Annotated in this window: 22 protein-coding genes; 7 read left to right on the forward strand and 15 right to left on the reverse strand. The window is 67.3% G+C overall.

The features are described from left to right. The first annotated feature begins 94 nt into the window (after window positions 1–94). Entirely contained in the window at window positions 95–400 is a 306-nt protein-coding gene (locus GFY24_RS06570) for a hypothetical protein (protein ID WP_228566020.1), read from the forward strand. 112 nt (window positions 401–512) lie between these two features. Here GFY24_RS06570 and GFY24_RS06575 read toward each other — a convergent pair whose 3' ends face one another. The 6 genes from GFY24_RS06575 to GFY24_RS06600 form a co-directional block, all read right to left on the reverse strand. After that, window positions 513–944 carry a hypothetical protein gene (locus GFY24_RS06575; protein ID WP_153804013.1) on the reverse strand — a complete coding sequence of 144 codons (432 nt, stop codon included), beginning with the start codon at window positions 942–944 and terminating at the stop codon, window positions 513–515. Window positions 945–1,074: 130 nt separating this feature from the next. Next, entirely contained in the window at window positions 1,075–2,637 is a 1,563-nt protein-coding gene (locus GFY24_RS06580; protein WP_309230536.1) for a bifunctional uroporphyrinogen-III C-methyltransferase/uroporphyrinogen-III synthase, read from the reverse strand. Between the two features lie 73 nt (window positions 2,638–2,710). Further along, complete coding sequence (hemC, locus tag GFY24_RS06585; RefSeq protein ID WP_375336011.1) at window positions 2,711–3,754, reverse strand: hydroxymethylbilane synthase; 1,044 nt, start codon at window positions 3,752–3,754, stop codon at window positions 2,711–2,713. Between the two features lie 26 nt (window positions 3,755–3,780). After that, window positions 3,781–5,169 (reverse strand): glutamyl-tRNA reductase, encoded by a 1,389-nt coding sequence (locus GFY24_RS06590; protein WP_153804015.1) that lies wholly within the window; start codon window positions 5,167–5,169, stop codon window positions 3,781–3,783. Continuing rightward, on the reverse strand, window positions 5,166–5,933 hold the full coding sequence (locus GFY24_RS06595) for a redox-sensing transcriptional repressor Rex (protein WP_309230537.1): 768 nt from the start codon (window positions 5,931–5,933) through the stop codon (window positions 5,166–5,168). Before GFY24_RS06595 ends, GFY24_RS06590 begins: the two co-directional genes overlap by 4 nt. A 341-nt stretch (window positions 5,934–6,274) precedes the next feature. After that, on the reverse strand, window positions 6,275–6,535 hold the full coding sequence (locus GFY24_RS06600) for a glutaredoxin family protein (protein WP_153804016.1): 261 nt from the start codon (window positions 6,533–6,535) through the stop codon (window positions 6,275–6,277). 143 nt (window positions 6,536–6,678) lie between these two features. Here GFY24_RS06600 and GFY24_RS06605 point away from each other — a divergent pair, with 143 nt between their 5' ends. Further along, window positions 6,679–7,734 carry an HAD family hydrolase gene (locus GFY24_RS06605; RefSeq protein WP_375336003.1) on the forward strand — a complete coding sequence of 352 codons (1,056 nt, stop codon included), beginning with the start codon at window positions 6,679–6,681 and terminating at the stop codon, window positions 7,732–7,734. A gap of 61 nt (window positions 7,735–7,795) precedes the next feature. Here the strand turns inward: GFY24_RS06605 and GFY24_RS06610 are convergent, their stop codons facing one another. The 9 genes from GFY24_RS06610 to GFY24_RS06650 form a co-directional block, all read right to left on the reverse strand. Continuing rightward, window positions 7,796–8,809, reverse strand: a complete 1,014-nt coding sequence (locus GFY24_RS06610; protein ID WP_153804017.1) for a lysophospholipid acyltransferase family protein — start codon at window positions 8,807–8,809, stop codon at window positions 7,796–7,798. After that, window positions 8,806–9,900: an NAD-dependent epimerase/dehydratase family protein gene (locus GFY24_RS06615; protein ID WP_153804018.1), complete on the reverse strand. Its 1,095-nt coding sequence runs from the start codon at window positions 9,898–9,900 to the stop codon at window positions 8,806–8,808. Before GFY24_RS06615 ends, GFY24_RS06610 begins: the two co-directional genes overlap by 4 nt. Before the next feature lie 153 nt (window positions 9,901–10,053). Then, the gene (locus GFY24_RS06620; protein ID WP_003402602.1) at window positions 10,054–10,155 is read right to left on the reverse strand and encodes a 30S ribosomal protein bS22; all 102 of its coding nucleotides are present in this window, start codon (window positions 10,153–10,155) and stop codon (window positions 10,054–10,056) included. A gap of 324 nt (window positions 10,156–10,479) precedes the next feature. Beyond that, window positions 10,480–10,731: a helix-turn-helix domain-containing protein gene (locus tag GFY24_RS06625; protein ID WP_228566073.1), complete on the reverse strand. Its 252-nt coding sequence runs from the start codon at window positions 10,729–10,731 to the stop codon at window positions 10,480–10,482. Window positions 10,732–10,906: 175 nt separating this feature from the next. Then, the gene (gene proC, locus GFY24_RS06630; protein ID WP_153804019.1) at window positions 10,907–11,728 is read right to left on the reverse strand and encodes a pyrroline-5-carboxylate reductase; all 822 of its coding nucleotides are present in this window, start codon (window positions 11,726–11,728) and stop codon (window positions 10,907–10,909) included. 34 nt (window positions 11,729–11,762) lie between these two features. Then, complete coding sequence (locus GFY24_RS06635) at window positions 11,763–12,659, reverse strand: thioesterase family protein (protein WP_153804020.1); 897 nt, start codon at window positions 12,657–12,659, stop codon at window positions 11,763–11,765. Between the two features lie 81 nt (window positions 12,660–12,740). Continuing rightward, complete coding sequence (locus tag GFY24_RS06640) at window positions 12,741–13,622, reverse strand: sugar phosphate isomerase/epimerase (RefSeq protein ID WP_309230567.1); 882 nt, start codon at window positions 13,620–13,622, stop codon at window positions 12,741–12,743. Window positions 13,623–13,693: 71 nt separating this feature from the next. Continuing rightward, on the reverse strand, window positions 13,694–15,712 hold the full coding sequence (locus GFY24_RS41685) for a hypothetical protein (RefSeq protein WP_228566087.1): 2,019 nt from the start codon (window positions 15,710–15,712) through the stop codon (window positions 13,694–13,696). Further along, window positions 15,709–16,701, reverse strand: coding sequence for a Ppx/GppA phosphatase family protein (locus GFY24_RS06650; protein WP_309230538.1), 993 nt, complete (start codon window positions 16,699–16,701; stop codon window positions 15,709–15,711). The genes GFY24_RS41685 and GFY24_RS06650 overlap by 4 nt, the downstream gene beginning before the upstream one ends. A gap of 65 nt (window positions 16,702–16,766) precedes the next feature. Here GFY24_RS06650 and GFY24_RS06655 point away from each other — a divergent pair, with 65 nt between their 5' ends. The 5 genes from GFY24_RS06655 (at window position 16,767) to GFY24_RS06675 (ending at window position 20,126) form a co-directional block, all read left to right on the forward strand. Then, the gene (locus tag GFY24_RS06655; protein WP_309230539.1) at window positions 16,767–17,747 is read left to right on the forward strand and encodes a hypothetical protein; all 981 of its coding nucleotides are present in this window, start codon (window positions 16,767–16,769) and stop codon (window positions 17,745–17,747) included. A gap of 102 nt (window positions 17,748–17,849) precedes the next feature. After that, on the forward strand, window positions 17,850–18,521 hold the full coding sequence (locus tag GFY24_RS41015; protein ID WP_194852765.1) for a hypothetical protein: 672 nt from the start codon (window positions 17,850–17,852) through the stop codon (window positions 18,519–18,521). 67 nt (window positions 18,522–18,588) lie between these two features. Next, entirely contained in the window at window positions 18,589–19,143 is a 555-nt protein-coding gene (locus GFY24_RS41020) for a hypothetical protein (RefSeq protein ID WP_194852766.1), read from the forward strand. 42 nt (window positions 19,144–19,185) lie between these two features. Next, on the forward strand, window positions 19,186–19,641 hold the full coding sequence (locus tag GFY24_RS06670; protein ID WP_153804021.1) for a hypothetical protein: 456 nt from the start codon (window positions 19,186–19,188) through the stop codon (window positions 19,639–19,641). Window positions 19,642–19,655: 14 nt separating this feature from the next. After that, a complete protein-coding gene (locus GFY24_RS06675; protein WP_153804022.1) occupies window positions 19,656–20,126 on the forward strand; it encodes a hypothetical protein in 471 nt (156 codons plus the stop codon). Window positions 20,127–20,231 lie beyond the last annotated feature (105 nt).

Here is a 20,231-nt window from a genome sequence, read left to right on the forward strand (position 1 = left end):
TCGAAGATGTGTTCGAAGAGTTTGCGGGGAGATTCTTCCCCGCGAACTCCGATCGCGACAGGGAGGATTGGTCGTGCTTGCAGCCGTACCCAACATGTCCAGCAAGACAAACATGTCCGATGAGGCGGCAGTGCCAAAAAAGGGGGACGTGATCGATCACCCGTGGCGCCCGCTCATCAAGCAGCCGCTACCGGCGGGCCGTCCGCGGTCCTGGTACATCTCACACAATCGGCGCATCAAGGCCATGCGGCTTGCCATCGCGCTCCTGGACGCGGGCACCTTCGCGCCGGATCAGGCAACCAACGAAAAGATCAGGGACACCGCCGAATTCGTCGGTGTGCACTGGCCGTCGGACGCCACCTGCCGCATGGTCCGTCGCATGATGCAGGCCCAGCGCTGACCTGAGACGCGATGCCGGACAGTCCCCCTCCGATTCCGCGACGAGCGGGACTGTCCGGATATCAGGTCCTTCGCGAGCGCAACAACGGAGTTCAGCCGAGGTCGCGAAATCCTCAGCGGCAGATCGCGGGGAAGCCCATCTGGTCGCCCGGGGCCACCGACGAGCCGCTGGACAGACACTTCAGCAGCAGCTGCGCGGAACCGGTCCCGGCTGAACCCGTAGTGCCGGGATCGGCGATCGGATCGGTCGGAGATACGCCACCAACACTCGCCGAATAGCGCCCCGCAGGAATACAGCCGCTCGGACCGTCCGCCGACCGCGGGAAGGATGACCAATCACCGCCGCCACCCATACATTTGATCGCCGCGGAGCCGGTGTTCAGAATGCCGGAGAGCAGATTTCCCGCCGTGGAGCCCGAGTCCGCGATGGGGGCGGATTCCACCGGGATGCCCTGCGGCGCGGCGGCGACGGAACCCATGCCGGACAGCAGGATTCCACTCGAAAAGGCCGCTGCCCCAGCAATATTCACTACAATTCGCTTCATCTCGCGAACAGTAGGCCAGCTCCCGGAATGTGAAATGCCACCACTTCCATGGGCACCGGTTCCAGGCCGGAAAATGAACGGTCCCCGCATCATCGGATGCGGGGACCGGTTCGACTCGACCGCGGCCGGATCAGCGGCTGCGGCGGCTCTTCTTACGCGGCGGGGGCAGCAGGCCCTCGGCGCGCAGGTGGGCGGCGTGCTCGGCGAGCGCCTCGACGAGCGGGCCGACCTGGGCGATTTCGGGCTGCACGTCCACGCGCAGGCCGAATTCGATTGCCGTCTCGGCGGTTTTGGGGCCGATGCAGGCGACAATGGTGCGGGCGTGCGGCTTACCGGCGATACCGACCAGGTTCCGGACGGTGGAGGACGAGGTGAACAGCACCGCGTCGAAACCGCCGGTCTTGATCATTTCGCGGGTCTCCGCCGGGGGCGGGGACGCGCGCACGGTGCGGTACGCGGTGACATCGTCGATCTCCCAGCCGCGGTCGCGCAGACCCTCGGCCAGGGTTTCGGTGGCGATATCGGCGCGCGGCAACAGGACTCGGTTCACCGGGTCGAAAACGTCGTCGTAGGGCGGGAAGTCGGCCAGCAGGCCCTCGGAGGACTGCTCACCGCTGGGAATAAGCTCCGGGTTGATGCCGAACGAGCGCACCTTCTCCGCGGTGGCCTCGCCCACGCAGGCGATCTTCACACCGGAGAAAGCCCGTGCGTCCAAACCGAATTCGCCGAACTTCTCCCACACCGCGCGCACCGCGTTGGTGGAGGTGAACACGACCCACTGGTAGCGGCCGTCGACCAGACCCTTGACCGCGCGCTCCATCTGCGCGGGGCTGCGCGGCGGCTCGACGGCGATGGTCGGAACTTCCATCGGAATCGCGCCGTGCATGACGAGCTTCTCGCTCATCTCGCCCGCCTGCTCCTTGGTGCGCGGCACCAGTACGGTCCAGCCGTACAGGGCACGCGACTCCCACCAGGAGGTCTTGGCGCGCTTCTCGACCTCTTTACCGACGGTGACCACCAGCGGGCCGACCATTTCCGAGGCCGCGTTGTTCAAAGTCGCGAGGGTGGCGTCGATGGTGCGCTGCTGCCGGGTGGTGCCGCGCACGGTCACCGCCACCGGGGTCTGCGGAGCCATACCGTGCTCCACCAGTGCGCTGGCGGTCTCGGCCAGATGCCCGGAGGTGGCGTGCAGCACCAGCGGGCCGGGCGCGGCCGCGACAGCCGCCCAATCCACCTCACCGCGCACATCGACCTCGGTGTGGCTGGAGCCCAATTCGATGCCCGCGTAGGCGGGCACCGTGGTTCCGGCCGACAGGCCCGGCAGCACCTCGAACATCAGGTGCGAACGGGTGACGGCATTGACCTCCTGGATCACCGAATCGGTGGTCAGCGGGTCTCCGGAGACCAGGCGCACCACGTCGAAACCATTGCGGGCCTCGGCGATCAGCGTCTTGGCGACCTCGGCCGCATCACCCAGCGCGGGGCGTACATCGACCGGCAGCTGCCCGTCGGGACCCGGCTCGGACGCGGTGCCGATCAGGGCGAGCACACCCTTGTCGACATCGGGATCGGTGAACGCGAGCTCGGCCCGCGCCAGCACCTCACGGGCCCGCACGGTCAGCAGCGCAGGATCACCGGGCCCGGATCCCACGAAAAGGATCCGGCCGGGGTGCTTCTTCGTCGCTCGGCTCACCGCTGCACCTCGCTAGGGCTCGGCGCAGCGGTGCCCGCAGGCGCTGTGTCCGTGATTCGTTCGCTGCGCTCACTCATCGAATATTCTCCATTGGGCTGGGATTGCTGCTGCTGTCGTCGGATTGCTCGGCACCCGGGTTCGCATCTCCGGGGTCACTGAGCAGGTCGCGCGCCCCCAGCTCCAAGAGCTCACGCGCCAGTGCACGGCCCAGTTCCGCGGCATCCGCGAGCGAGCCGACCACAGAGGCCCGGATGGTGTCCGAGCCATCGATCGCCGCCACGCAACCGCGCAGCGACAGTTCATCCACCACCCGGCCGTCATCGTCGAGGGATTCGACGACCTCGGCCAGTGCGCCGATCGGGGCGGTGCAACCCGCCTCCAGTTCGGCCAGCAGCGCCCGCTCGGCGGTGATGGCGGCACGGGTGCCAGCATCGTCGAGGGCGGACAGGATGGTTACGAGTTCGGTGTCCTCGCTGCGGCATTCGACCGCGAGCGCGCCCTGCGCCGGGGCGGGCAGCATCTGCACCGGCTCCAGCGATTCGGTCACGGCATCGAGGCGGCCGATACGGGCCAGCCCGGCCCGGGCCACCACGACGGCATCGAGTTCACCATTGGCAACTTTGGCGAGTCTGGTGTCGAGATTGCCGCGCAGCGGCACGATCTCGACACCGAGGCCCAGTGCCAGCAGCTGTGAGGCGCGGCGCGGGGCGGAGGTGCCGATCCGGGATCCGGCGGGCAGTTCGCCCAGCACCAGGCCGTCGCGCGCCACCAGGGCGTCGCGCGGATCCTGGCGCGGCGGAATGGCCGCGATATCGAAGCACGGGTCCTGCGCGGTCGGCAGATCCTTGTACGAGTGCACCGCGATATCGACTGTGCCGGCGGCCAATTCGTCGCGCAGCGCGGCGGTGAAGACACCCACGCCGATGGTCTGCACCGGCGCGGAGGACTGATCACCGGCGGTCTTGACGATCACCAGCTCGGCCTGCTGCCCGTTGCCGATGAGAGCGTCGCGCACATGCCCGGCCTGGGTCAGGGCCAGCAGCGAGCCTCGGGTACCGATGCGCCACGGCGCGTCGACGGTTCCACGCAATGTGTCCGGCACGGCTTCCCGCCCTATCTGTGTGTCCTGCACCATCGCTCCGGTCATGCGGTCAGCCCCTGTTCGTCCCCCGAATGGGCGGCGGTGAAATCATCGGCCAGCGCACCGGCCGGTGTGGAGATCTCCATCGGAGCCGCAACCGCCTGCGCCGCACCGGGTTTGAGTTCGAACAGCTCGCGCAGCGCCTCGGCATAGCTGTCCCCGCCGGGTGTGGAGGCCAACTGCTTGACCCGCACCGTCGGCGCGTGCAGCAGTTTGTCGACGACGCGGCGCACGGTGCGCGCCACCTCTTTGCGATGCGCGGCATCGAGTTCGGGTAGTCGCGAATCCAGGCGCAACAGCTCGCCCTCGACCACATCCGCGGCCATCTGCCGCAGTGCGGCCACGGTCGGGGTGACCTCGGCCATACGCTGTCCGGCAAGGTATTTGGCGAGTTCGTCGGCGACGATGGTGCGTGCGGCGGCGGTATCGCCGGCGGCCGCGCCGGCCGACGGATCGCGCTGCAGCGTCTCCATATCGATGACGGTGACGCCCGGCAGCCCGGCCACCGCGTGATCCACATCGCGGGGCAGCCCCAGATCGCAGATGACCAGCTGTTCACTCGCGCCGGGAGCCGAAAGCGCATGGTGCACATCGGCAATGCTGACCACGGTGCCGACCGCGCCGGTACAGGTGACGACCACCTCGGCCGCGGCCATCGCCTCGACCAGACGCTCCATATCCATCGCCTCGGCGGCGACGCCGTGCATGGTGGTGGCCGTATTGGCAAGCCGCTCAGCGCGTTCCAGCGTCCGGTTCACCACAATGATGCGAGCGACCCCGGCCCGCGCCAGCTGCGCGACCGCGAGACCGCCCATGGCTCCCGCGCCGAGTACCAGCGCGGTGCGGCCTTCGAGCGGACCCAGCACCAGTCGTGCACGATCCAGGGCCACCGAGACCACCGACGCGCCCGCGCGGTCGATCCCGGTCTCCGAATGCACCCGCTTGCCGACCCGCAGCGAATGCTGGGCCAGCTCGTGCAGCGTGCGCCCGGCGGCCTGCTGTGAATCCGAGGCGGCGTAGGCGGCGCGGATCTGGCTGAGCACCTGCTGCTCGCCGATAACCATCGAATCCAGTCCGGAGGCCACCGCGAACAGGTGTTCGGCGGCGGCCTCGGCGTAGCGGACGTAGGCGTGCTTGGTGAGTTCGGGCAATGGCAGCCCGGAGTGCTTGGTCAGCAATTCGCTGATCTCGCCGAGCGCGGGGTGGAAGGCATCGACGACGGCGTAGATCTCCACGCGATTGCAGGTGGAGACGATCATGGCTTCGGAGACGTGGCTGGAGGCCAGCATCTTCTCGGTCAGCTTGGGCCGATCGTGCTCGGTGATCGCGATCTTCTCCAACACCGCAACCGGTGCGCTGCGATGTGAGATCCCGACGAGAAGCACACTCATGGCTGGACCACCGCTCCCTTGCTGGTTGCCTCCGGCGTGTAGATCACGCCCACCGAATCGCCCACGGCGGCCACCGGTTCCGGTGCGGCCTCCGCGTTGCGGGCGAGCTCGAAGGAGAGCAGCTGCATCTCCACCGCCAGATCGACCCGCCGCACCTCCACGTGCGGCGGCGCGTCCAGCGCCACCGGCGAGAAGCTCAGAATGCACAACACGCCCGCGGCGACCAGCCGATCGCAGACGCCCTGTGCGGCGGCGTCCGGCGTGGTGATGACCGCGATGGTCGGTGCCAATACGGCCACCGCATCGGTCAATTCGGCCACATCGCGTACCGGCAGCCCGCACACCGTGGTGTCGATGACCGCCGGGTCATTGTCGAAGAGCCCGACCATGGCGAAGCCGCGACGGCGGAAACCGCCGTAACCGACCAGTGCGCGGCCCAGATGACCCGCACCGACCAGCACCACCCGGTGTCCCTCGGAGAGCCCGAGTACATCCTCGATACGGTCGCGCAGCTTGATCACGTCGTACCCGACACCGCGCACGCCATTGGGTCCGAGGAAGGAAAGATCCTTGCGTAACTTGGCGGAACCGACACCCGCCGCGACAGCCAGTTCCTCACTCGATACGATGGCAACACCATCGTCGGCGAGCACGGCGAGAACTCGGAGATAGGTGGCCAGACGCGCCACCGTGGCCTGCGGGATGTCCTTCTGCAGAGCCTTGCCGGAGACACCACTCTGCGGCGTCTCATGCTGCTCTGTCACGTCGCTTGCGCTCCTCGTCCGGCCGGGGGTGAGTGTCCGGGTTCTTTTGTCGACCCGACGCCGGTGACCGTCAACGGGGCGGTCATAACAGACGAGGTCGAGTCTGGGGTTCGGGGTCGCTTCCGCATAAGAGCGGGTTGCGTGCCACCACCGTAACCGCTTGTGAAGCCCTGCACAAAGTCGGTGAATTCAGTCACTTTGCGGGGGGCCTCCTGCCCCGGGATCATTCAACCCCGCGAAACGGGAACCCGCCATGCAACGCGCCGGGAATCGAACACTCGAACACCCGGTTACGGGGCGGCGTCGGGCGGACTGGGGATCGAACCGGACGACCCGCTGTTTCAGCGCGCGAGATCGGCGCGTAAGCGCGGCTCGTCCACATCGAAATAGCTGTGTTCGCGGCCGTTCAACAGCACCACCGGCAGCCGGTCGCCGTACTCCGCGCGCAGGCCGGGATCGGTGGCGGCGGCCTCGTCCACGTCCACGATCGCGATCTCGACACCGAAATCGGCGCAGATCGGCCGTAATTGCTCCAGCGCGACCGCGCAGAGTCCGCAGCCATTGCGCGTCAGCAGGGTCACCGAATGGGTGGGATCGCTCATATCGAATATTCAACACCCGTCATGTCGTTCGCCGTCTACGTCCACGTCACCGCTGGGCGTTACTGTGGACTATGCCGGTGCATGCACCAACCGGATTGGTCACGGACTCTCAAATGTGGCGGCGAAAACAGGCGGAGGTACTGGTGCCGGAACGATCGAAAGAGGCCGGAACGGGTTCGAAGGACTCGCGGTCGGGATTGATCGCGGGCCGATTCGGGGAATTCCCGGCCCGCTGGGGACAGGGTCTGCAGGACCAGTTCACCAGAATCACCCGCAGCCCGTTCGGGCCCAGCGAAGAAGAGGTCCGCGCCAATCTGGCCGGCGAGGCCAGCGCCGATGCCGCGCTCGCGCTGCACGACGCCGAATTGCGCTCCGCCTCCCCGCGCTTGCTCTACGACGAGCCCCGTCCGTCGATACCGCGCGACCTGACGGCCGCCGCGTTCTTCGACGTGGACAACACCATGGTGCAGGGCGCGTCCATCGTGCACTTCGCGCGCGGCCTGGCCGCACGCAAGTACTTCAAAACCTCCGACCTGGTCGATATCGCCTGGAAGCAGGTGAAATTCCGGGTCACCGGCAAAGAGAACAGCGCCGATATGAGCAGCGGCAAGGAGCGGGCGCTCGAATTCATCGCGGGCCGCCCCACCGCCGAACTCGCCGCCCTCGGCGAGGAGATCTACGACGAGATCATCGCCGACAAGATCTGGCCCGGCACCCGCGCGCTCGCGCAGATGCACCTCGATGCCGGACAGCAGGTGTGGCTGGTCACCGCCACCCCGGTGGAGCTGGCGCAGGTCATCGCCAAGCGACTCGGGCTCACCGGCGCGCTGGGCACCGTCGCCGAGAGTCATGACGGGGTTTTCACCGGCCGCCTGGTCGGCGACATCCTGCACGGACTCGGCAAGGCGCACGCGGTCCGCACCCTGGCCATTCGCGAGGGCCTGAACCTCAAGCGCTGTACCGCTTACTCCGACAGCCACAATGACGTTCCGATGCTCTCGCTGGTCGGCACCGCCGTGGCCATCAACCCCGATGCCGATCTACGCGAGGTCGCCAAGAACCGGGGCTGGGAGATTCGCGACTTCCGCACCGGCCGAAAGGCCGCGAAAGTCGGTGTGCCCACCGCACTCGCACTCGGCGCGGCCGGTGGCGCGGCGGCCGCGGTGATCAGCCGCAAACGCGACGCGAAAGCCAGCTGAAACACGAAAATCGGCCCGGTCCAACAGGATCGGGCCGATACTTTTCGTCGGCGCGAAATCTCTAGCCGCTGAACGGATTCCGGCGTTTGGTGAGATTCTTGTACAGCGTGCCCTGAATGGTTTCGCGGACCTGATCGGTGATCTCGAACATGGTCATCGGATCATCGGCATCGGACGGCTCGTATTCGGTGGTCGGAATCGGCTCACCGAATTCGATGTACCACTTCGACGGGAACGGGATCGCGCCCAGCGGGCCCAGATGCGGAAAGGTCGGCGTCACAGGGAAATACGGAATCCCGAGCAGCCGCGCCAGCGGCTTGATATCGGCGATCTTCGGGTAGATCTCCTCCGACCCGACAATCGAGCACGGAATGATCGGCACACCGGTGCGCACCGCCGCCGAGACGAACCCGCCACGGCCGAAACGCTGCAACTTGTACCGGTCACCGAACGGCTTGCCGATTCCCTTGTAGCCTTCCGGGAATACGCCCGCGACTTCGCCTGCGCGCAAAAGCCTTTCGGCATCGGCGGGGCAGGCCAGGGTGTGTCCGGCCTTACGCGCCATTCCGCCGATGAGCGGCATTTCGAAAATGAGATCCGCGGCCAGCAGCCGCAGCGCGCGCTGCTTGGGATGTTCATCGTGTACCGCGAGCTGCAACATCATGCCGTCGATCGGCACGGTGCCCGCGTGATTGGCGACAATGAGCGCGCCGCCCGCCTCCGGAATATTCTCGATCCCGCTGACCTCTACCCGGAACCACAGCTCCGACAGCGGGCGCAGCAGCGGCAGGATCACCGACTCCAAAAGGTGTTCGTCCAAACCGAATTCGTCGACCTGATAGTCACCGGTGAGCCGGCGGCGCGCGAAATCGGCGGTACGGCCGACCCCTTCGACCACCGCCCCTCGCAACAGCTCGCTCAGCGATTTCGGCTGGCGCGCTTCGACTTCGGCGAGCCGATCGGTCAGCGAGGTCACCGGCTCGAGGGCCCGTTCCCCCGGCCAGACGCGCGACGGCCGATGCCGCGCCTCGATATCCACGTCGTGAAGTCGAATCACCTTCGCTACATCACTCATTGGTGTGCTCCCGTCCCGGCCCCGAGCAGGCCGAGAAGTTTGTTCTCTGCGGCGTCGATCCAGCGAGGATCGATCACGGGCCGCAACGCTGCGCCCCCTATGAAGTCGTCGAAAGCCTGCACTGTGGTCCAGCGCGGTTCGAAACCGAGTTCGCTGCGCATTCTGGTGGTGTCCAGACCGCAGCCGAAATGAAAATAATCGATTTGTTCGGCGGTGAACTCCCGCATCACCGGACCCATGAGCGTGCGGCCGATGGTACGGAACATGGCGTAGGGCACCGGCATTTCCAGCCGGCCCGCCCGGCGAATCGCCTGCGACAACGCCATGGCGCCGTCACCCGCGACATTGAAGGTGCCGCCCGGAGCGGCCAGCGCGGCATGGGTTAGCGAGGCGATCGCATCCTCCTCGTGCAGCAGCTGCATACGCGGATCCCGACCCAGGATAGTGGGCGTCACCGGCGAACGGAAATACTGCACACCGCGATTCGCCAGCTGCGGTCCCACGATCGGCGGGAAACGCAATATCGCGGTGCAGATATCGGGGCGGCGGCGCGCCAAACCGCGCACAAATCCCTCCACCTCGATCATGTCCCGCGCGAACCAGCCGCGCGGTGGCGTACGCGCACTCATTTCCTCGGTGAATTTCACCGGATCCTTGGCGCTGCAGCCATATACGGCGGAAGAGGAACGCACCACCACGCGCCGCACACTGGAGGCCTTGCGGCACACCGCGAACAATTGCATGGCGCCCAGGACATTCATATCCTTCATGGCCGCCCGGCCCCCACCGGACGGCGGGCGCGACAGTGCCGCGGGGTGCACCACCGTATCCACCTGGTTACCATCGATCACCTTGCGTATCAACGGATTTCGAATATCGGCGCGAACGAATTCGGCCCGGCCCATGCGGCGCAACAACTCCCGGCTCGGTTGCTTGGCGTCCACGGCGATAATGCGTTCGATGGCGGGATCGGCGGCCAGCCGGGCCACCACATTGCCACCGAAGAACCGGCTCGCACCGGTTACCAACACGATCTTGGGCGCCGAACCGTCCCGGGTGCCTGAACCTGTCACACCGGATCCCACTCGCATGCCCCCATTTCTAGTTTTCCCGCGCTCCAAGGGTAACCGCGAGACGGGGGCTGCCCGAAGGGTATTAACCAGGATCTAACGATGAGTTCTGTCACCGTAAAAAAAGCGGAAGCCCGCCACCGAGGTGACGGGCTTCCAGCTACGACGCAGCGCTTACTTGCCGAGTTTCCTGCGCTGAACGCGCGTGCGGCGAAGCAGCTTGCGATGCTTCTTCTTCGACATGCGCTTGCGGCGCTTCTTGATCACAGAACCCATAGGGTTGTTCCTCGCGTTCTCTCGGGTCATCCCCACCTTCGCGGGGAGCACACTTTCAACCCTGCACAGTCCTACCCGTAACGGACCGACATGGGCCCGACGGCACCACCGGCACGTACAGGATGCCGGTTCATGTTACCGGGCCACCGACGAGCGAACGAAACGGGTGGGCTGTACCGCCTCCCCGAACCTTCAGCGCCCGGCCGAGTGCCGCTGACCGCCACGCATGCGTGGCGGCGGTTAGGCGCGACGACGATTTCGGCGGTACCCGGGGAGTTACCCGGACCGCACGAAATCAGTCGTCACGTCTCGAACCCGCGGGGATCACCCCGCGTCGAAGTAGGACGTCTCCAGATAGTCGTGCACGGCTTTCGCGTGCACCCGGAATGAGCGACCGACCCGCACCGCGGGCAGCTCACCGGAGTGCACCAACCGGTACACCGTCATTTTCGATACCCGCATCAGATTCGCCACTTCGGCAACGGTGAGGAACTGGGTTCCACCACCGAGAACGTTTCCGCCGACTGCGCTGACTGGGGTGTTCGCGGACCTCGCTTGACTGTTTCCAGACATCATTGCGCCACTGACCTCCGGCACGCCCGCGCCGCCGGCTTCCCCACCGGCGGAACAGACACGCACGTGCTCCTTGAAGCTTAGCGGGACCAGTGGTGTTGCTGCGACGGGTGTGAGAAATCAGCCTTTGCTGGGGCGAGTCGGACTCCGGCAGCAAACTGGCTACTGGGAAGTAGGGCTAATCAGCGCTCGCGCCCAGTTCGACGGAACGGCGTTTTGCGGCGTTCAGTGCCTCGTGGAAGGCCGAGCGCACCGCACCCCGCTCCAGTTCCCGCAATCCCGCCGCGGTGGTCCCCGCGGGCGAGGTGACGGCCGCGCGCAACTCCACGGCAGACTGGGTGGACTCCTCCAGCAGCGCCGCCGAGCCGAGCATGGTCTGCACCACCAACTGGGTGGACACATCGCGGGTCAGGCCCATGCCGACCGAGGCGTCGATCATGGCCTCGACGACCAGGAAGAAATACGCCGGACCCGAACCCGAGACCGCGGTGACCGCGTCCATCTGCGATTCGGTGACGGTGACGACCTTGCCGACCGACTCCAGCACCTCGGTGACCAGTGCCAGCTGCTCCTTGCGGGCGTAGCGGCCGGGCGCGATGGCGCTCATGCCCTGGCCCACCAGCATCGGGGTGTTCGGCATGACCCGCACCACCGGGAAACCGGCGGGCAGCTTGGCCTCGAACTTGCCGGTCGGCACGCCCGCGGCCAGCGAGACGATGACCGCCTCGTTCTCCTGCTCGCCCAGCGCGGCCTTGGCCAGCTCGGTGACCACACCGTCCACATCCTGCGGCTTCACGGCGATCACGATCAGATCCGCGCCGACGGCGGCATCGGCGATCACATCGGTAACCCGCACCCCGAAACGCTGGGCCAGCAACTCACCGCGCGCCGGAACCGGCTCGACCACCACCAGATCTTTACTCGCCCGCCCGGATTCGAGGAGCCCCGCGAGCAACGCCTCCCCGATCCGGCCACCACCGATCACCGCAACTCTTGTCATGGAATTCAGGTTAGTGGGTCGGCGGGAAATGGCTTTATCGCGATTGCGGGATGAGGGCGAGCTGGCGGCTTTGGGCGATAATCGCGCCGGTGGAATCGATGACGATTTGGTCTTCGTCGAACATGCGGCCGCCGACTTCGCGGGCGTGCGCGATGACACGGAGCCAGCCGGGAGCAGGGCGGCGGCGCAGGTACGTGGTGAGCTGAACCGTTGGGGCCCAACCGAAGTGGCCGAGGTTCATCGGGACGGGCGGGGACATGTCGGCGGCCATCATGGCGAAGAAAGCGGCGACGTCCGGATCCTGTTCGTCACCGTCGAAGGGCCGAATCCACAGGCGCAGACGAGGTTCGGCGGTTTCACCGGCGAGGAAGCGAGCCCACTTCGCGTCGATGGCGACCGAAGCGCCCTGTGCCACATGGACGATCTTGCCCATCGGGCTGTCGTCGTCGTAGCCGAGGGCATGTTCATCGGGCTCGGCGGGCATGTCGCCGGCATGGTCGGCGGAGTAGACCGGGGCGGTATCGTCCAGGTGGCCGAAGGTGAAGGCGGTGTGCACCAGCGTGCGGCCGTTCTGGATGAGACTCGCGTCGATCAGGCAGATCTGGCGGCCGATCTTGCGGGTGCGGACCTCGTACTCCACCTCGCCGGGATCAGGTGCGCCGAGGAAGTCTGAGCTGGCGGCGATGGGGAACATCTCGGCGCGCTCGGGGGCGGTGCGGCGCAGCCATTCGGTGGCGGCCGCGGCGCTACCGGCGACCATGGTGCCGCCGTGCAGCTTCTTGCCGATGGTCCAGACGCGGTCGATGACGCCGGCGTAGCGGCCGATGCCGGGATCGTCCGAAGAGAGCTCGGTGACCGTGCAGACGCGGCTGAAGGGCGCGTCGGCGCGGGGGCTCGCCCGGTCCAGATCGACGGTCAACTCCGCTGTCATCCGCTGTCCTCTCCACTGAATGGTTTGTACAGCGTACAAGCGACGGACCGGCCGACTCACCGTCTCGTGGGATGAATCACTTCAGCCGCGACTGACGCCGGTCGGCTCCGGCTGTGGAGCGCCGGACGGAGCCGGGGCGACACCATTGAGATGCCTGCGCGCGAAGGTCAGGGCGCGATTGAGCATGGCGGCGCGATCCATGGTGGTACGCGCCGTCTGGGTATTGATCTCGATGACGGCCTGACCGTCGAAACCCTTGGCCAGCAACATTTCACAGAGCTCTGCCACCGGCTGGGTGCCCTCACCGGGAATGAGATGTTCGTCGGTGGCGGCACCGCGACCGTCCGCCAGGTGCAGGTGCGTGAGGCCCGCGCCCATGCGGCCCGCCAGCAGCAGCGGATCCATACCCGCCGTCGCGGTGTGCGAACTGTCCAGCGTGTAGTGCCGGAAACCCGTATCGGTCGGGTCGAAGGACGGGCTGAAGGTGGTGATGGACCGTCCGGGACCACCGCGCCGCTCGAGCCGTTCGATCGACCGATCACCACGCCCGAACAGCGTGTCGACGCGCATGGGGAACATATTCTCCACCGCGACCGCGACCGGGCCGGCGTTCTCCAGCTCCGCCACCTGGTCGGTGAAGCCGTCGGCGTACCGGCGCTGCCAGCGGAACGGTGGATGCACCACCACGGTGGCCGCGCCGAGCGCCTCGGCGGTGTGCACGCTGCGGGTGAGCTTCGCGATCGGGTCCGACCCCCAGACCCGTTGCGAGATCAGCAGACACGGCGCGTGCACGGCCAGCACCGGCATATCGTATTTGTGCATGAACGACTGCACCGTCGAGATGCTCTGACTGGCTGGTTCGGCCCACACCATCAATTCGATGCCGTCGTAACCGAGTTCGGCCGCGTACCGGAACGCCGCCTCCGTGTTCTCCGGATACACCGACGCGGTGGAGAGTCCGATTCGGACTTCCCTTCGGCCCGCTCGGTTTTCGTTCGCCCCCTGCGTGTTATTCCCCACTGCCCGCTCCCTGCTCAGTTCGTACTGAGTAGAAAGGCTAGCGGTCCCAGCGTCACAAAGACGCCCACGACGACGGCGATCACAGTGCTGAAAATGTCGTCGGTGCGGCGCAATACGCGAACGAGCGCGACCAAACCGAGAATCACGATCATCGCCAAAGCCAGCGCAACCCACGGGAGCATTTCCCACATGCGCTCGAAACCCTTGAACAGCAACATCCCCGTGACCGCGGCGCCGGCACTCTGCCCACCCAGCACCAGCCATTGCCGGCGGTTCTCGTCCTCGGTGGAGAGCCGGTTACCGGCCGCCCGGGCGGGCTCGGATTTCCTTCCGGCGGTGAGTGATCCGGTGCGCGCGGTGAATTTCGAGGTGATCGCCGAAAAGCGCTCGGCCATGGAAACCCGTGGCTCGTCGTCATATTCGTCGTCGTAGTCGTCGTCCTCGTCGAGCGGGGAGTAGACATCGGTGAGGTGCTCGTCCGGCTCCGGATGCTCGTCATGACCGCGACGGCGCGAACCGCCGATACGACGTTTGCCGACGCGACGCGAATCTCGTTCCGCGCGTTCGTCTTCCAGCTCGAGCGCATTGTGCAGCAGATCCCCGGCAACCGTGCCGCCGGAGACCAGCTGCTGATCCTGATCCGGTGAGGTCCAGGCCGCGGTCGGGATGGAGCCGTGCTCGCGCGGTGCGGGTTCGGGCGACTGACGCCTTCGCGCCGACCACGCGGGCAGTGCACCACGACCGGACTCCGCTGCCGCGCGGCCCGATTCGCCCGCGCCACGGCCGGATTCGGCCGCACCGCGACCGAATCGGCCATTGCGGCGCGGTTCGTCCCGCTGCGGGGCAACCGGTTCGTCGTCATGCCATTGGTCCTGGTCCTGCCAGGGCTGCTGCGGCTGGGGTGGGCGCTGCGCGCTCTGCTGCCAATCGGCCTCGGGCTGGGGGGCGCTGGGCTGCCACGGCTCGGGCTGACGCCGGGGGGCGCTGGGCTGCCACGGCTCGGGCTGACGCCGGGGATCGTTCTGCCACTGGGGTTCCGGCTGCTGCCACTGCGGCTCCGACCGAGCGGGCGGGGGCGCTGGGCGTTCGGCCTCGACCGCGCGCTGCGCCTCGGCGTGCCTGCGGGCCGAGCGGGACATGGGCGGGGCCGCAGGGGCGGCGGGGGTCGGCGGGGGCGCGAGCGAGGCGGCCAGGGGATCGAAAGTGGGCGCGCTGGGTGTGCGCGGCACCGGTTCCGGCGACCAGGCGGGGGCGGCGTCGAATTGGCGGGAACGCCCGGCGCTGTCGAGAGCGCCCATGGCGCTGTCGTTTCCGGCGGGGGGCTCGGAGCGGCCCGCGCCGTGGAAGGGGCGCACCTCGGTGGTGTCCTCGTCCGGATCGAAGCGACGGCGGCGGCCGCCCTCCTCACGGACGGCGGCGGCGGGGTCTTCCAGTTCGGCCAGGGAGACATCGGCATCGAGCGGGTCGGGCTTGCGGCGCCGGCCGGAGCGCGGCTGTTCCGGCGCGGGGGCGGCATGGCCGTTCGGACGGTCGGAGCCACCCGGCCATTGGTAGCCGGACGGCTCGGGTAGCGAGGGTGGTTGGGGGGCGGCCAGCGGGTCGTAATACGAGATGGGACCCGAGAGTGGGGAGTACTCGGGCTCCGGATCGGGCGCGGCCGTATAGCCGGAGTAGTCCGGATAGTCGGCCTGCGGAGTCGGCGAGCTGTAGGAAAAGTCCGAGTAATCCGGAAAGTTCGAGTAATCAGAATTGTTCGAGTAGTTCGGATAGTTTGAATAGTCCGATTCGCCCGAATTAGGTTGGGGCGCAGGGGCAGCCGGAGCGCTCTCCTCGAGCGCCGCGCCCCCGTCATCCGATGCCGCGTGCGAAGACGAACCGCTCCGCACCACCGGTATATCGCCGGTCAGATCCGCGACCGAAATGCCGCGCCCACTCCGACGTCTGCGCCCACCACCGCCCGCATTGGGGGCCGCGCCCTGCCCATTACGCGCCAAAAGTTCGGCGACGGACAGTTGACTTACATCCTCGGTCATCGAGACACCGTTTCGATCGTGGCCGGCTGGCCGCCGTTCGAGCCGCCAGCTATCGGTTCGCTACCCAGGTCGGTATCAAGTTTTCGCAGGATCAATCCCTCACGCAGTGCCCAGGGACAGATTTCCAGCGTATCCAGTGACAATGCCCGCATACTCGCCTCCGCGACCAGCGCGCCGGCCACCAATTGCTGTGACCGATCCGAACTCACGCCTTCCAATTCTGCACGGTCCGCGGCGGTCATTCTCGATATGAACGCAATCAGTTGCCGCAAGCCGGAACTCGTGAGGGTACGCCGCACCCGCGGACCCGCGGCGGAGGGGGCCGCACCCGTCAGCCGGGCCAGCGAACGGAAGGTCTTGGAGGTGCCCACCGCCAGATCCGGGCGGCCCACCTCCAGCAGCTGCTTGGACGGCAGCACCAACTCGGCGTCGAGCCAATCGCGCAGCACCGCCACCCGGCGCTTGCCCGGCGGATCGTGCCGCAGCCAATCCCGGGTGAGCCGTCCGGCACCCAACTGCAAGGAGAGAGCGACATCGGGTTGCTCGTCCGCGCCATTGCTCATCTCGAGCGAGCCACCGCCGATATCCAGATTGAGAATCCGCCCGGCGCTCCAGCCGTACCAGCGGCGCACCGCCAGGAACGTATGCGCGGCCTCCTCGGCTCCTGTCAAGACCTGCAGATTGACTCCGGTCTCACTGCGCACGCGGGCCAACACCTCTTCGGAATTGGCCGCCTCACGCACCGCCGAAGTGGCGAACGCCATCAACTCCGAACAGCCGGAAGTCTTTGCGATACTCGAGAACTCGGCCACAGTCGCGGTCAGCCTCGCAGCTCCCGCGGGCGTGATCCGGCCCTGATCGTCCATGCTCTCCGACAGCCGCAAAGTGGCCTTCGTAGAGCTCATAGGCATCGGGTGGCCACCGCGATGCGCGTCCACCACCAGCAGGTGGACGGTATTGCTTCCCACATCGAGTACACCTAGCCGCACAAGAACACGGTACTGGGTGCGTCACGACTTCAGGCCAGGCGACTGAGCTGTTAGCGTTCCGCACTGTGACAGCAGGTGCATCCGCGAGTGGCCCAACCGGGCTGCGACCAGCGGCGAAGATCGACCCGGCTCCCGAAGTAGAGCTCGACTTCCCGCGCGAGTGGATCGAGTTCGTCGACCCAGCTAATGACGAGCATTTGATCGCGGCGGACATGACCTGGCTGTTGTCGCGCTGGACGTGCGTTTTCGGCACTCCGGCATGCCAGGGCATCATCGCCGGGCGCGAGGACGACGGCTGCTGTTCGCACGGCGCGTTCCTCTCCGACGAGGACGACGGCAAGAAGTTGGCCAAGGCTGTGAAAATGCTCACACCCGAGGATTGGCAGCTCATGCCGGAGGCTCTCGACAAGGAGGGCAAGGTCCGCAAGAAGCTGTATCTGGAAGAGGACGACCTCGACGACGAGCCCGCGCTGCGCACCCGGCGGGTGGACGGCGCGTGCATCTTCCTCAACCGTCCCGGCTTCGAGAACGGCATCGGCTGCGCCCTGCACACCATGGCGTTGCGCAAGGGTCTGGAACCGCTCACCGTCAAGCCCGAGGTGTGCTGGCAGCTGCCCATCCGCCGCACCCAGGACTGGGTGGACCGGCCGGACGGGGTGGAGATCCTGCGCACCGTGATCGGCGAATACGACCGGCGCGGTTGGGGCCCGGGCGGTTTGGACCTGGACTGGTACTGCACCGGATCGCCGGACGCGCATGTCGGCACCCGGCCGGTGTGGGAGGCGTACGCGCCGGAGCTGATCGAATTGCTCGGCAAGCCCGCCTATGACGAGCTGGCACAGCATTGCCGGCGACGGCAGGGGCTGGGCATCGTGGCGGTGCATCCGGCGACGGTGATCGCGCAGCAGAAGGCCGCGGATGAAGCCGCCGTCGCGAGCAAAGCGGCCGACAGTGTGCGCAAGGCGGCCGAGCAGGCCGGCACCGTGACCACGGCGACGAAGGCCAAGACCGGGGCGAAGAAGGCAACCACCACTGAACAGGGTTAATTAATCTGCGGGTAATTTTCTGAAAGTACCCCATTTCACTTCACTGCTCACCTACTGTGCGACGGACCCACACCCCTCGTGGGCCGCAGCACAGGAGAACTCATGAGCAACACCCCGCCCAATCGGCGCGTACTGGGCGCTGGACTCGCCGGGCTCGCCGTCGCGACGGGCGTCGTCGCCGTCCTCGCGGCGCCCCAGGCACCCCAGGCCAATGCCGCGGTCAACTCGATCACCATCTCGAGTAGCGACCTGAAGATCGGCAACAGCTACACCCTCAATGCCGACCTCGGCGGCGCCTCCATCGGCCTGCTCGTCTACTGGAGCGACAACGGCGACAGCCTCACCCCCGCCGGTAAGGTGCCGTGGCCGGTCGGCCACGCCGGCCTGGACTGGACGCCGAAAAGCGTTGGGCAGCATGTGATCACGGCCTCGCAGGGCAGCAGCACCAAATCTCTCGTGGTCACCGTCACGGACGGGTCGGTCCCGAGCACCACCGTGCCGCCGACCACCACGGTCCCGCCCACCACCACGGTGCCGCCGACCACCGAACCGCCGACCACGACCGTGCCTCCCACCACGACCGTGCCCCCGACGACGGTGCCGCCCACCACCGAACCGCCGACCACTACGGTCCCGCCCACCACGACGACGCCGCCCACCACGGTCCCGCCGACCACCACTCCGCCGGTGACGACGACCGTTCCGCCGACCACCACCAAGCCCAGCGGCGGTGGCACGGGCAGCGCCGACGGCCTGCTCCCGTTCGGTCTCTGACGCCGACCTCTTCCTTCCGAAATTCCCTGGGGCGCAAAGTTGTCCCCAGGTATGCACAGGAGACTTCATGCGCAACAACATTTCTCGCCGCCGTATCGGCGCGGGTATCGCCGCGACGGCCGTCGCCGGTGGCGCGGGGCTGGTCATCGCGATGTCGCCGACCGCCCAGGCCAATGTGGACACCGTCACCATCTCGGGTTCGGACTTCCGGGTGGGCAACACCTACACGCTCAGTGCCGATCTGAGCGGGGCCTCGATCGGCCTGCTCGTCTACTGGAGCGATAACGGGAACGACTTCAGCGGGCCGAAGGTGCCGTGGCCGGTCGGGCACGCCTCCATCGACTGGACGCCGAGCACGGCCGGGCAGCACATTCTGACCGCCGCACAGGGGGACAACACCCGGTCGATCGTGATCAATGTGGCGAGTGGCTCGACCACCACCCCGCCGACCACCACTCCCGGCACGACACCGCCGACCACCCCGCCGACGACTCCCCCGACCACTCCGCCCACCACTCCCCCGGCGACCACCACCCCGGGCGCGAGTTCGGGTAGCGGCGGCTCGGGTAGTGCGGGCAAGCTGCTCGGCGGCCTGTCCGGCGGATTGCTCGGCAGCTCATAGCCTTTCGGCTGCGGACGTTTGATCGATAGGAGAGCAGACACTATGCGCATCGCACCACCGAGGACCACCGCTCGCCGAGCCGGTGCGGGGATCACCGGCTTCGCGGCCGTCGCCGCGGCCGCCGTCATCGCGGCCCCCACCGCCTGCGCGGCCGTCGACACCGTCACCGTCGAGGGGTCGAACTTCCAGGTCGACACCGCGTACACCATCTCGGCCACCCTCAGCGGCGCCTCGGCCGGGCTGCTCGTGTACTTCAGCGACAACGGCCAATTCATCGGCAGCCCCAAGGTGCCGTGGCCGCCGGCGCACGCGAGCATCAGCTGGACGCCGTCCACCAAGGGACAGCACATCATCACCGTCGAACAGGGCGGCAGCACCCAATCCACCGTGGTGAATGTGGCGGACAAGCCGCTCGGCTCGGGCAGCTCCAGCTCCGGCAGCGGCTTCGGGCCCGCCGGACCGCTCGGCAGCGGCAGCAGCGGCACCACCGGCAAGTGAACGGAAGACACAGTATGAGCAGCATTTCCCGGCGCCTCGGCGCGGGCATTGCCGGTATCGCCACCGCCGCCGCGGTCGTCGTCCTCGCCGCGCCCCAGGCGAGCGCGACCGTCGACTCGATCACCATCTCGGGCAGCGATCCGCACACCGTCAATACCGAGTACACGCTCACCGCGAACCTCAGCGGCGCGGGCATCGGCCTGCTGGTGTACTGGACCGACAACGGCAACGACCTGAGCGGACCCAAGGTGCCGTGGCCGGTCGGATACTCCAGCATCACCTGGAAGCCCACCACCGCCGGACAGCATCTGCTCACCTGCTCGCAGGGCGGGAACACCAAGACCATCGCCGTGAACGTCACCGACCCGTCGAATCCGGGCACACCCGGCGGCGGCAACCCGGGTACGCCGGGAGGCAGCTCCGGCAGCGCGAGCAAGACCCTCGGCGGACTGCTGGGCGGGCTCAGCGGCAGCGCGGGCAGCTAGCGGGTGTGTCCGCGATAACAATGGGGTTCGGCGGCGGGGCCGCGAAGGTCACGGCGGGACGGTGTGGCGACGACTACAGGTGTACAGCGGGTGAACTGGCGTGTA

The organism is Nocardia sp. SYP-A9097, from assembly GCF_009649815.1.
GTDB lineage: Bacteria > Actinomycetota > Actinomycetes > Mycobacteriales > Mycobacteriaceae > Nocardia.

Coding starts and splice junctions, on each gene's coding strand:
- GFY24_RS06570 (WP_228566020.1), top strand. CDS start 95: ATGTCCAGCAAGACAAACATGTCCGATGAGGCGGCAGTGCCAAAAAAG.
- GFY24_RS06575 (WP_153804013.1), bottom strand. CDS start 944: ATGAAGCGAATTGTAGTGAATATTGCTGGGGCAGCGGCCTTTTCGAGT.
- GFY24_RS06590 (WP_153804015.1), bottom strand. CDS start 5,169: ATGAGTGTGCTTCTCGTCGGGATCTCACATCGCAGCGCACCGGTTGCG.
- GFY24_RS06600 (WP_153804016.1), bottom strand. CDS start 6,535: ATGAGCGATCCCACCCATTCGGTGACCCTGCTGACGCGCAATGGCTGC.
- GFY24_RS06610 (WP_153804017.1), bottom strand. CDS start 8,809: ATGAGTGATGTAGCGAAGGTGATTCGACTTCACGACGTGGATATCGAG.
- GFY24_RS06615 (WP_153804018.1), bottom strand. CDS start 9,900: ATGCGAGTGGGATCCGGTGTGACAGGTTCAGGCACCCGGGACGGTTCG.
- GFY24_RS06620 (WP_003402602.1), bottom strand. CDS start 10,155: ATGGGTTCTGTGATCAAGAAGCGCCGCAAGCGCATGTCGAAGAAGAAG.
- GFY24_RS06625 (WP_228566073.1), bottom strand. CDS start 10,731: ATGATGTCTGGAAACAGTCAAGCGAGGTCCGCGAACACCCCAGTCAGC.
- proC (WP_153804019.1), bottom strand. CDS start 11,728: ATGACAAGAGTTGCGGTGATCGGTGGTGGCCGGATCGGGGAGGCGTTG.
- GFY24_RS06635 (WP_153804020.1), bottom strand. CDS start 12,659: ATGACAGCGGAGTTGACCGTCGATCTGGACCGGGCGAGCCCCCGCGCC.
- GFY24_RS41685 (WP_228566087.1), bottom strand. CDS start 15,712: ATGACCGAGGATGTAAGTCAACTGTCCGTCGCCGAACTTTTGGCGCGT.
- GFY24_RS41015 (WP_194852765.1), top strand. CDS start 17,850: ATGAGCAACACCCCGCCCAATCGGCGCGTACTGGGCGCTGGACTCGCC.
- GFY24_RS41020 (WP_194852766.1), top strand. CDS start 18,589: ATGCGCAACAACATTTCTCGCCGCCGTATCGGCGCGGGTATCGCCGCG.
- GFY24_RS06670 (WP_153804021.1), top strand. CDS start 19,186: ATGCGCATCGCACCACCGAGGACCACCGCTCGCCGAGCCGGTGCGGGG.
- GFY24_RS06675 (WP_153804022.1), top strand. CDS start 19,656: ATGAGCAGCATTTCCCGGCGCCTCGGCGCGGGCATTGCCGGTATCGCC.